Origin of the sequence: Pseudomonas sp. NPDC085632 (assembly GCF_044541255.1) — a bacterium.
GTDB lineage: Bacteria > Pseudomonadota > Gammaproteobacteria > Pseudomonadales > Pseudomonadaceae > Aquipseudomonas.
The window spans coordinates 1-12229 of the sequence record NZ_JBITSX010000037.1 but is presented as its reverse complement, the minus strand read 5'-3'; the positions used below and the strand labels follow the sequence as shown (position 1 = coordinate 12229).

General features: G+C 59.9%; 7 protein-coding genes. 2 read left to right on the top strand and 5 right to left on the bottom strand.

Features of this window, described 5'->3' with window-relative positions; translation table 11 throughout:
* Window positions 1–145: 145 nt before the first annotated feature.
* The 5 genes from ACIF4X_RS20690 to ACIF4X_RS20670 all read right to left on the bottom strand — a co-directional run bounded on the left by ACIF4X_RS20690 (window position 146) and on the right by ACIF4X_RS20670 (window position 10218).
* Window positions 146–2119, bottom strand: coding sequence for a hypothetical protein (locus ACIF4X_RS20690; protein WP_397483536.1), 1974 nt, complete (start codon window positions 2117–2119; stop codon window positions 146–148).
* A gap of 109 nt (window positions 2120–2228) precedes the next feature.
* Window positions 2229–5702: a calcium-binding protein gene (locus ACIF4X_RS20685; RefSeq protein ID WP_397483535.1), complete on the bottom strand. Its 3474-nt coding sequence runs from the start codon at window positions 5700–5702 to the stop codon at window positions 2229–2231.
* Window positions 5703–5751: 49 nt separating this feature from the next.
* Complete coding sequence (locus ACIF4X_RS20680) at window positions 5752–7569, bottom strand: hypothetical protein (protein ID WP_397483534.1); 1818 nt, start codon at window positions 7567–7569, stop codon at window positions 5752–5754.
* Between the two features lie 565 nt (window positions 7570–8134).
* Window positions 8135–9451, bottom strand: a complete 1317-nt coding sequence (locus ACIF4X_RS20675; RefSeq protein ID WP_397483533.1) for a bifunctional DedA family/phosphatase PAP2 family protein — start codon at window positions 9449–9451, stop codon at window positions 8135–8137.
* A 71-nt stretch (window positions 9452–9522) separates the two neighbouring features.
* Window positions 9523–10218, bottom strand: a complete 696-nt coding sequence (locus tag ACIF4X_RS20670) for a DNA-3-methyladenine glycosylase (RefSeq protein ID WP_397483532.1) — start codon at window positions 10216–10218, stop codon at window positions 9523–9525.
* Between the two features lie 177 nt (window positions 10219–10395).
* Between ACIF4X_RS20670 and ACIF4X_RS20665 the strand changes: the two genes are divergently transcribed.
* Together ACIF4X_RS20665 and nadD are read left to right on the top strand one after the other, a co-directional pair.
* Window positions 10396–11667, top strand: coding sequence for a glutamate-5-semialdehyde dehydrogenase (locus tag ACIF4X_RS20665; RefSeq protein WP_397483531.1), 1272 nt, complete (start codon window positions 10396–10398; stop codon window positions 11665–11667).
* A partial coding sequence (nadD, locus tag ACIF4X_RS20660; RefSeq protein ID WP_397483530.1) for a nicotinate-nucleotide adenylyltransferase occupies window positions 11636–12229 on the top strand: 594 nt, incomplete at its 3' end. The genes ACIF4X_RS20665 and nadD, both read left to right, overlap by 32 nt.

Below are 12229 nucleotides of genomic sequence, written 5' to 3'. Positions count from 1 at the left end.
CGCCATCCATTAATGAATGGCGCCTTGTGTCAGGCTGTTTACTGCGTCTCAGGCATCTGCGTAATCGCTATGGCTCTTGCGGTGCTGCTGTGAGGGCCGTCGGCGTTAGTGCCCGTTGATTCAGCCATCCGTTGGCTGAATGGGTTCAAGGCCGGTCATGCTCGGGAACCGGCCAGGCGATGTCGTCGGCGAACGTCTTGTCGCCTTTGGGCAGGTCCAGTATCACGCCGCCTGAACGGGCAATGTCGTCGATCAGGCTGTCATAAGCGTTGCTGCCAAAGTAACCCGCCGCTCGATTGTCGGTTCCCGCCCAAGTCGCCTGTTCGATCGCAGCAACTCGGTCACCCGCCTGCTCCAGTACATCCTTGACCCGGGCGGCGCTCGTCAGGTCGGAGCGCACCAGCCAGATCCGCTCGGCACTGATGCCGCGTGTGGGCGTGGAGATATGCCCCTCCAGGTCGTCGAAGAAAAATTTGCCGTTAGCGGGGTTGAATGCCTTGTTCTCTGCCCCTGGGACCACTTCCAGGCCACGGGTGTCGATGGCGTAGACAAATGACGTGGTTTGCTCGCGGCGCGTGGATTCGTAACCTGTCGAGTCGTCGAAAACGAAGGAGTTATCAGAGTCGGCCTCGTCGCCGGTCCGTTTACCCTCCGATACCGAGCTGCCCGAATCGGAGGACTCGCCGGTTTGTCCTTTCGCGCTTTTCGGGTTGACGCCGGGAAAGCGATTGGCCTGCGAGTTGTAATGCAGTTCGTGATAGAAGCCGCCCTTGGTCGCCGCGTACGCGGTGGCGTCATGCAGTCCGAACGTTGCACTCAGCGCGCGCTTGTTGGTGGTACCGGTGGGATTGCCTTTGCGGTACATCATCCGGCCATCCCTGGCCAGCTCGAACGGCAATCGGGTTTCGCCACGGAACATCGCCGGGATGTCGGTGCGGTAGAGCATGTTGTGTGTTGTTCGCTGGTAGCCGAGGTGGGCTGCGTAGTCGGCTAAAAAAGCATCGCTGTAGCGGGTGGCGGGCCAGTGATGATCGAGAGCCAACCCTTTGCTCCTCAAGTCTTGAATGTAGTTGTCCAGCTCATCGGTAATCAGTTTGAAGCGCTGGTCATTGGTCGGGTCGAGCGTCAGGCGTTTATGCTGCTCAGCCCATGGCGGTATCTGGCCATCACCCGACTCTGTACGTAGCCGACACAGTTGATCCTGGGTCAGGTTATAGCTGCGCTGCAATTCCAGGCGCTGGGCCAAAGGCATTTGTGGATGGAGCCACTTCAACGAATCGGCCACAAATAAAGGGTCTTCGCTGTTCTGTGCCCGAGGTGCCCAGTCCGGCGCCTTGCCGGACGCTTGCGCTTGTGTACGGAAGTCCGAAATCCTTGCGTCATCCACAATGTACATGCGCTGGATGTCCTGATCCGACCATTGCGCAACCGCTGACCTCCTGTCCTTCGCTTGCGCAGGATCGATGGCTAGCCAGTGATGCTCCGGGTGCTTGATGGCATAACCGAGGATGGCCGCATCATCGCCCGAGCCGAGGGCGCGAAACGCGTAATAGCCATCAGTATCAGGCGTCGCGGAAAACGCATAGTCATCGCCCTTAAGGACGGTGAGGTGTCGATCCAGACTCCATAGATTGTCCTGCGTGGTCCGGTAGATCGGTGGGCCAGGTGCCAGGCGCCTGAAGGACATCACTCGATATGCCCTCAGGTCTTCATCGTATTGAACGCAAACGTGGTGCCGGCCTTCCGTGTCTGGAAGTTGCACATCCACCCAGTCCTTGCCGAGATAATGGCGGATACCGGATGTATTCGGCGCTGGTAGATCGCCAAAAAACGGGTGCGCGACGTCTTCCAGTGACCTCATTGAAAAAGCGGGCGTGCCTGCTGGAGAGTTCGGTGCAACGCTCACGTCGATGGGGGAGGTTTTTGGTCGGGAGGTTCCGGGTTCTTCCACCCGAGGTCGTTTGGATGAAGAGGGCAAATCGACCGGTAAATGACCCGGAATGCTGTCGGGGGTGGGGAATATCGGGTTGTTAGCCGAATGATCCACCGGTAGCGCTGCTGAGGTCGCCGGTGTGTCGATTTTCGGTGATTTGGGGCGTGGGCCCGGTTTTTGGCGCATGCATGAACTCCTTTTTTGCGAGTCAGCCTGTCCGTCGGCTGAAGTGTGCAGGTGCCAGCGTGGACGTCATATCCACACGGGCACGTCGATGAGACCGGGCGGAGCGCGGTCAGGTCTTGTTGCTTGAAAGGAGCAGATCTTCGGGTTTGATTCGCGCCTGTGGATCGGAATCCAGGCCCCAATACGTCCTCACTGAGTTGTACACCAGCGTGCCAATGGTTCCGGCTCTGACGCCGATGTGGGTGACGTAAACTCTGGCCGCCAGTTCGTTGCGCTGTTGATGCGCATTGATCTCGGCCAACAGCGCTTCGACGCTGGCGTAGCCACGCGCATCGATGACGTACAGCTGAAGCACTTCGAACAGCAGGGAAACTTCATAAATATTGCCGGCCGAAGTCGCCACGTTGATGGACTCCACCGGAACGTCGTTCTCGATATCGGGCAACTCGATCGTGACACTGGCGACGCGCAAGCGATTGCCGTCCAGTTGTATGTCATCGCGTGTGACGGTTTCTTTCAGTGTGTGGGTGTACAGCGTCCAGGTCGAAGCATCGGCGGTTTTGGCCGCGGCGCCTGGTGTCGAAAGGCGAATGATGGTGTTGCTGGCCAGGTGGATGTCGTAAGTCGAACTCTGGCCTTCGAGCACATAGATGCCTGTGTGCGATCCGGTGTCGATGGTAATACGACTGGGCACTGCTGTTATCAGCGGCTTCACGCTGGCCAGCGGTCTGACAAAGCGATAGTTGCCCTTGCGTTTCTTGAGGCAACTGCGGGTGCTGCTTATGCGGGGGCCGGGGTGTTTCGCATCGTCTTCATAGTCCAGCTCTGGAATCTGCAGCCGGTATGAAACCTGGTCCTGCATGATCAGCACAACGTTTTGCCGCAGGCGTGGCGTGGTGACTTTCAGGCTGTTTCTGCCGCTGTAACCGGTGGCCGCTGCGATGGGCTGGACGACGCCTTTGAACATCACGACTTTCGAGGGCAGCCTGAGCGACAGGGTGAAGTCTGTGTAATACAAATGCGTATTGCCGGAGACGCCTTTGCGCACCTGCACTTCATAGCTGACTTGCACGTCGATGATTTCAGTGCTGTCGAACTCCAGATAAACGCTGCGTGCCGTTTCGGCAGTGTTGCGCTGGGCAACGAATTCCACCTGACGGCCCGTGCGCGACACAAAGTGCTGCTTCAAACCTTGTTCGGCGATCTCGACCGTGCCGCCGTTGACGATTTGCGGCGCCGCTGCCGGTTGGCCAATCACGACCACGGCGGGCTCGATATTCTGACGCGGTGCCTCATCCGGCTGCTGGGGTAGCTGAGCCAGTAGTTCATAACCATCCTGGGTCTTGAACCGCAATCGATCATTTTTCAGCTGACGTTTGCCATCGACCCACTGATAGACATTTTCCAGGGTGAGGACATGCTCGGGATCGTTGCCATCCTCGCCGCGCAATGAACTGACCACCAGCGAAGTGCCGACGACCTGCCAGCGCTGTATGACGTCTGCCGGCCAGCCGAACTCGATCAGGCTCGGCTGTTCACCGTCCTCGAGAATGGTCGTTCGCGCGTTGCTGCTGGCGATGTAATAACGATCTGCGCCACTGCCACCTTCCACCCGACAGTCCCATCCGTAGAGCGCAATGGTGTCGTCGCCGCCACCGGCGTTGATGCGGTCGTAGCCATTGGCGGAAATCTGGTTGGCCTCATCGTTTCCGCTGACACGGCTGGTGCCTTTGCGCAATGTCGAGACGTTTTCGATCGAGGTGAGTTGGGCGACCTCAACGGCATCGATGTCAGGATCAAGGCCCCGCAACGTTACTCTGCCGCTGTGCAGGTTGATGTCGTGGCCGATGTGGCGGGTGTCGCTGAGCGGGCGGCTGCCCTCGAAGGCCAGGGTGTCGGAACCTGTGCCGCCATCCAGCACATTGAGGTGCGCCGGTTTGCTGATCCGGTTCAACTCCTGCTCGGTGATGTCCTGATAAAACGCATCGTTCCTGTCGCCCCCGGTCAGTGCCTTGTGATCCGCGCGATAGGTAAACAGATTGGGCTTGTCGCGGACACCGATGACTCGGTCATTGCCATCGCCCAAGCGCCAGAAGATGCCTTTTTCGGCACCGGCACTGCCCGATACTTTGCCTTTGAGGGTGGCGGGCAGGCCGGCGCCGGCATCGATCACGTCGTCGCCGCCTACAACGACTGCCTGGCTGTCGAGCTTGAACGGCTCTTGACCGGCGCTTTCGTCCCATTGGTAGCGCCAGATTTCAACGGGTTTCAATTCAACCTGGAAGGCGCCATTGATCACATGTTCGATGGAGTGTCTGTAGGCGCCCTCCAGCATGTCCCTGGCTGACAATTCGAGCTGCTGCTGGTGGTCTCGATAGCCCTTGGAAAGCTTGAAACGGTCCAGTACGTCCTGGTCCAGCTCCTGATTGGTGAAGGCGAACCAGCCCGAGCGCAGGCGTTCTTCAAAGGTCAGTTCGATGTAATCATCGATGTCGTCCACCACGCGTGCGGCCTGATAGATCATCGAGGCGGCGATGAGCAACCCGGCGGCGACGAGACCGACAGGGCCTGCGGTACTGCCGAAACCGGCCAGCGCGGCGACGCCCAGCACCAGGCTGATTCCCGCACCCGCTACGCTCAGGCCACCGCTGACGTAGTGATCCTGGGCCTCTTTACCCTGCGCTGCGGCGGCGGCATTGAACGATTTGATGGCGTCCGCGATGTCGAAGGGCAGGGTGATTGCGCTGGCGAACATCCCGGCGCCGCGGCTCATGTATTTGCCTACCGACGTCAGCGGGAAGTACTTCAGCGCAGTGCCGCCATTCCTGAGCATGGCTTCACCGGTCTTGGTCAGCCCCCGCTCGATGATCAACGAGCCAAATTCAGCGGCGATCGAGCCGCCCTGGAAAACCGCCTCCAGCGTGTCGCCATGCTTGATCGCATCGATCATGGCCTTGTAGCCGCTATAGATGCCAAATGCCTGCATGCCGACGCCGGCGCCGCTCATCAGATAGCTTTTGTTCTTGCTGATCCAGCCCGGGGCATTTTCCAGCGCGTCGGCGCGATGGATATCCAGCTTTTGCGCAGCCTTGCCCAACTGATTCAGACGATCCATCGCGCTGCCGGGGGCGATGGTCGTATCGGCGACGAACAACGGCCCGGCGTTGACCGAGCGCTTGCAGGCGATTTCATAGAACAGCAGCGCCGCCACATTGCTGTCCGGGGTCTCCACGGACAGCAAGCGCGCCTGCACCCGGTCTGCGTCGAAATTGAGCCCGTCGAGAAAGCTTTGCTCCACGCGCTGCATGCCGGCATTCGCCGGGCTGATGGGCTGGCCATGCACCGTCGCGCCCAAAGCCTGGAGTTCGACGCGGCTGGTGAGCATTTCACCGATGCGCAGGGCGCCGAAATGTTTGTCGAGGGATTTCAGGGTGCGTCGATAAGAGGCGTCAGCGTCGGTTGCCGGCGTAGCGCTGTTGAGCCTGCCCGCCTGCGGTGCATGGGGATTGGCCGAGGCGCTGAGGGGATTGACTTGAACGGGGCTGATATTGGGTATTTGTGGTGGAGCGATAATTTTTGACATGTCATTAATCCTTTAATGAAAACCCATGACCGGTGTCCGTACCGGTGTGTCACTGATGTTGAGTCGTTGGCGTGGCCGACTCGGGCCAACTGATGTCGTAGGCAAATTCTTCGCCGTTACCCGATAGCCTGAGCACGGGTTTGCCCGAGGCCTCGACTTTGTCGATCAGTTGGTCGTACTCGAATTTGTTCTGGTGTCCGGCATGGGTGGCGGCTTCGATGCGCTCAGCGCTGGCGCCAGCCTGGTCGTTGAGGTCGTCGATCTTTACCGCTTTGGTCAGGGCTGAATTGAGCAGCCAGATACGATCGGCATCCAGTCCGCTGCGGCTGACCGAAATCAGCCCTTCGAAGTCATCGGAGGGAAACCAGGTGGGGGGCGTGTCACGGGCTGTTGAATTGAAACTCATGTTTTCTTCATGGGGCACCACTTCCAGGTGGCGGGTGTCGAGCACATACAGGAACATTTCCTTCTGGCGTGTGCGCGTCGATTCATAGTGACGATCGTGATCCCAAGGAGTCGGGCTTGCTGCATCGGACCATTCGGTCGATGTGGTGCTTTCTGTGTCACTGGCCTCACTGCCTGAAGCGTTATTGTCAGCATCCCGTCCCGGGTATTTGTTCGTCTGACTGTTGAAGCTCAAGTACTCGGGATCAGGCGCGCTTGCGTACATTTTTCCTTCTTTGAGGCTGAAGGTCGCGCTCATCGGCTTGTGCGTGGTAGCCCCCGGTTTGTGCTGGTATCGCGGCAGCATAAAGCCGTCACTGGCGAGCTCGAACGGTGTGCGCTCATCGCCACGGAACAGCGCCGGAATGTCCGTGCGGTACAGGCAATTGTTCTTGTTGCGCAGATAACCGAGTTTATTCAGCAATGCTTCACGCACTGGCGCGGTCATGCTGGTTTCGGGGCTGTACCAGTCATGCCGGGCATCGCGCTTGAGGTTGAGTTCCTTGATGGCATCCCGGCTCATTTGTTCGAGGCGCTGCGGATGGTCGATGTCGTCGATCAGGCTTTTGTGCGCTTGCGCCCATTGCGGCATTTTCAGTTCAGCCTTCAGGTCCTGTTGCAAGCGGGTCAATTGACCAGGCAGCAGGTTGTAGGACTGCAGGAATGCCTCGCGCTGGGCAAGGCTCATGGCCGGGTGCAGCCAGCGCAACGTGTCGCGCAGCAAGTCGCGGTGCGGGTTGGTGACTGTGGGTTCTGCCCACTGCGGGCGCTTGCCGCTCGCCTGGGCTTCGGTGCGAAATCGCACGAGATCCTGGCCATGGATGTCATACACCTGCCAGATCTCGTGATCGGTCCAGTGCTTCAGATGCGTGGGCTGAGCAGCGAATCCGCGCGCCGGTGCCTCAACCGGGATCCACCGGCCGAAGCGATCCATGAAAGCAAATTGCGTCACCGTATTGTTCACTCCGGACGCGGATGCCAATTCGTAATAGCCTTGGGCATCCGGCGAACGCAGGGATGCGTTGTACCGATTCGCATCGAGGTGGGCAGGTCGAGGCTGTTTCGCGACGGGAGCCATCCCGGGTTGTACGCTCATGGGCGGTGCTGGGCGTTTCGTCGAGGTCATGACAGGCGCTGGATGTTCGGTCAGGCGCCAGGTCAACCGGCCTTCATTCCTGTAAAGCGCCGGCCCGGACGCTGCTCGCTCGGTGATCAACTTGCAGTGATATAGCCCGGCGGCATCCTGGCCGACATGGGTGGTGCGCAAGCCTCCTTCATATTCGACGTCGACAAACTGGCGTCCGACGATCCAGCGAAAACCGTCAGCCTGCGCCGGTTTCATGCCGCGCAGGAAGTCGTCGCGCAGCCAGTAAGTGTCTGGTGAGTTATCGCCTGAAAGGCGAGCAGGGGGAGTGGTCGGCATGGGGTGGATGACGACGGCAGGCGGGGTGTTATCCAGGGGCGGACGGCCGCCAGCGCTGTGGACGGGGTCCTGGCTACTCGGCAAACCCGGTAAGCGGAAAATGAAAGGCCCGCCTGTAGTGATTGGTGCATCGGTTCGCAAGGGCGGGAATGTGCTTGAGTCAGGTTGTTGCGTTGAGGGCTGGGGTGGTTTGCGCGGTATCTTTGGACTCATGGCGTACTCGAAATCAGTTGATGTATTGAAACCCTCGATTGGTAAGTTGAGTTGTTTATCTGGCAGGCAAGTGCAAGCAGTCTCACTTTAAATGGCGAGAATCTGCCGAAGGGTTTCAAGTGTTGTGGATTTAATCTAACGGTTTTTTCAAGTTATGGAAGGCGTTGTTGTCGCGGTTTACAGGTGATGTGTAACCTCTATTGTTTTTCGTTTGAAGTGTAGGAAGTTGCAGTTTGGTAAATAAGAAGTTTTACCTCGGGCGAGTAAGTTTTAATAAGGAAACAGCGCTGCTCATGTCGGATATTTCCTAAAAGAGCAGCGCGGAGGGAATAAGACTTGTATATCTCCTCATTCAATAGGCGTAACGCAGCAACGTATGAGGCAGATGCCGCAGAACGAAAAAGCCAAACAGCGCCAACATGGCTGGCAGGATCAACCACCAGATCTTGAACGGCATGGGGTTGAGCGGGGTTTTGCGCTGACTCAGCCACAGGGCAGCGGCGCAGACACAGGCGGCGAGCATGGCACCGGCCAATACGTCGGTTGGCCAATGAGCGCCCAGATAGACCCGCGACAGCGCAATGGAAAGGGCCGGAATACAGGCGATCAGCAACCAGGTCAGGCGCATGCGCGGTGGTTGACCACGACCCGCCAGCACCGCCAGAGTCAGAAACAGCGCGAAAGAACCGGATGCGTGGCCGCTGGGCATGCTGTAAGTGGTCAGTGGATCGGTCAGCACTTCCGGGCGCACCCGGGCGAAAAAGTATTTGGTTCCGGTGTTGGCCAGTGCGGTCACCAGTAGCGTGCCGCCGACGAAGATCGCCTGACGCCATTGCCGGCACAGCAGCAACAGCCCGGTCAGCAGGACGCTGAACAGCAGCATGTTGCGGAACTCGCCGATCAGGGTCAGCGTGACCGCGATTTCATCCAGCACCGGCTGGCGATGCTCCTGCACCAGTGTCATCACGCCTTGATCGAGTGCTGTCAGATACGGATAGCCGATGAACAGGCCAATCAGAATCAACAGGCTCATGCTGCTGATCCAGATCGTCGCGCGGCGGTGGCGACGCAAACTGCTGTTCACACTCAGGCCGACCATGACGGCGATGCTGCCGGCGACAATCCCGGCCTCCAGCCAGAACCCTTCAGGCAATGGCAGGCGGAAGGCCGCGCCGGTGGCCCAGCCGGGCAGCAGATAAGCCAGACTCCAGCCGGCGGCGGCCAGCAGGCTGACAGCGGCAAAACGCGGGAAGGGCATGTCGCACATGCCGGCGACCATGGGCAGCATCGGCCGCAACGGCCCGATGAAGCGGCCGACCAGCAGGCTGGCAATGCCGTAGCGCTGGAAGTAGGACTCGGCGCCGGCCATCCACTCCGGATGATGACGCAGCCCCGGCAGGCGCCGAATGTTCTGGTGGAAATGGCGGCCGAGGAAGTACGAAACGGCGTCGCCGAGAATCCCGCCGAGAAAACCCAGCAACAGGGTTTCACTCAGCGACAGTGCGCCGCTCCCGGCCAGAACAGCGACGGCAAACAGCAGCACGGTGCCGGGCACGATCAAACCGGCAATCGCCAGGCATTCCACAAAGGCCACAATGAACACCGCAACAGCCAGCCATTGTGGATTGGCCGCCAGCCAGCCAGTCACGCTATCGAGCCATGGGCCCATACCAAAAAACTCCAAACCATTGATGATCCCATGTAGGAGCAGCCTTAGGCACCTCCTGCATGAGTGCGTGTTTACAGCAGGAAATAATCCCGGCCTTCGACCTGGCCGCGTCGCAGCGGGTTCCGCGTGCACCATTGCGCATAAGCTGAGTCGACGAAGCGGTACATCAGGTGTTCGTCCCGGCCATGGGGAATGCCCAGGCGGGTGGTTTGAATGATGTGCGAAGGCGCCGGTCCGGTGTCTTCGACCAAAAGGACTTCATGATCGAAACGCTTGGCATCCCACATCGGCACTTTCAGCCCCAGCGCTTTGCACAGCAGGGTTTGCCCGGCGCAGAGCTTTTGCGAGGGACGCGCACGTCCCTGCGCATCGGGATTGTTCAGCAGCATCTGCGCCAGACTCGCCGGACCGCTGATTTCATCGACCCACGGATAGGCGGATTTGATCAATACCGCATTGCCAGGTCCCTGCGCGCTGAAGTTCAGCGAATCACCGCCACGGGCGTAATACATATAGATGTGGCCGCCATCCAGAAACAAAGCCTTACGCTTTTCTGTGTAGCCCAACGAGGCGTGGCTGCCTTTTTCTGCACAGTAATAGGCTTCGGTTTCGATGATTCGCGCGCTCAGCCACAGATCGCCGACCCTGTGACGAATGACTTTACCGAGCAGATCCTGCGCCAGCACTTGCGCATCTCGGTCGAAAAAGGCGTCCGGCAGCCCCAGCGGCAGGCGTTCGGCGCGGTTGCGAACGGTCAGGTTGGACATGGCAGGCGATGTTTATCCAGGTTCAGGAGGTCGTGATGATAACAACGCGCGGCTTAATTGGGCCTGAACGCCGGCGAATCAGCGTTCATTTCGACCATCCGCCTGTCACCGCTGTTAGTCCCGGGACGCGACAGCTATAATCTGCCGCTTTCCTCTTTGCCAAGACCCCAGCAGACCATGACTGAGTCCGTTCTTGACTACATGACCCGATTGGGTCGCGCCGCCCGCGAAGCCTCCCGGGTCATCGGCCGTGCCAGCACCGCGCAGAAAAACCGCGCCTTGCAGGCCGCTGCCAATGCCCTCGACGTTGCGCGCGCCGAGCTCGCTGCAGCCAATGAACAGGATCTGGCCGCCGGTCGCGCCAACGGTCTGGAGCCGGCCTTGCTGGAACGTCTGGAACTGACCCCGGCGCGTATCGACGGCATGATCGTCGGCCTGCGTCAGGTGGCAGCGCTGCCGGATCCGGTCGGTGCGATCCGTGACATGAGCTTCCGTCCGTCGGGGATTCAGGTCGGCAAGATGCGCGTGCCACTGGGCGTGATCGGGATCATCTACGAATCCCGGCCAAACGTGACCATCGATGCCGCCAGCCTGTGCCTGAAGTCCGGCAACGCGACCATCCTGCGCGGTGGTTCCGAAGCGATTCACTCCAACCGGGCGATTGCCGCATGCATTCAGCGCGGTCTGGCCGAAGCCGAACTGCCCGCCGCCGTGGTGCAAGTGGTCGAAACCACTGACCGTGCCGCCGTTGGCGCGATGATCACCATGCCTGAATACGTCGATGTGATCGTGCCGCGCGGTGGCCGTGGCCTGATCGAACGCATCAGCCGCGATGCGCGGGTTCCAGTGATCAAGCACCTGGACGGTATCTGCCACGTTTACGTCAGTGCCCACGCCGATCTGCCGAAAGCCCAGCGCATTGCCTTCAATGCCAAGACTTATCGCTACGGCATCTGCGGCGCGATGGAAACGTTGCTGGTTGATCAAACTGTTGCCAAGGATTTCCTGCCGTCGATGGCCGCCCAGTTCCGCGAAAAAGGCGTCGAACTGCGTGGCTGCGAGCGCACCCGGGCGATCATCGAGGCCGTCGCGGCCAGCGAAGACGACTGGAATACCGAGTACCTGGCGCCGATTTTGTCGATCCGTGTCGTCGACGGTCTGGATCAGGCCATCGAACACATCAACCATTATGGCTCCCATCACACCGACTCGATTGTCAGCGAAAACCTCGCCGATACTCGTCGCTTCGTGGCGGAAGTCGACTCGGCGTCGGTGATGATCAACACCCCGACCTGCTTTGCCGATGGATTTGAATACGGATTGGGTGCCGAGATCGGCATTTCTACTGATAAGCTGCACGCCCGCGGCCCGGTGGGGCTCGAAGGACTGACCTGCGAGAAGTACATCGTGGTCGGTGATGGCCAGTTGCGCGGCCAGGCGACGGTCTGACTTGACCGACCTTGACCTGACAGCGCCGCAAGCCGGCAGCGAGTCGCGCCCCCGCCGCATTGGCGTGCTGGGCGGCACGTTCGACCCGGTGCACATCGGCCATTTGCGCGGTGGCCTGGAAGTTGCCGAAGCGCTGGCGCTCGACGAGTTGCGCCTGACGCCGAGTGCACGGCCGCCGCATCGCAATACGCCGCAGGTGTCGGCGCAGGACCGCTTGTCGATGGTCGAGTGCGCGGTGGCCGGAGTGCCGCCGCTGGTGGTGGATGCCCGCGAACTGCAGCGGGACAAACCGTCCTACACCATTGATACCCTGGAGTTGATGCGCGCCGAAATGCCCGCTGAAACCCAGGTTTTTCTGCTTTTGGGCTGGGACGCATTTTGCGGCCTGCCCACTTGGCACCGCTGGGAAGAGTTGCTCCAGCATTGCCACATCCTGGTGCTACAGCGCCCGGACGCCGACAGCGAACCGCCGGATGCCTTGCGCAACCTGCTGGCAGCGCGTTCGGTGAGCGATCCGCTGGCCCACGCCGGCCCGACCATGCTCAATCAGGCGCCGAGCGGC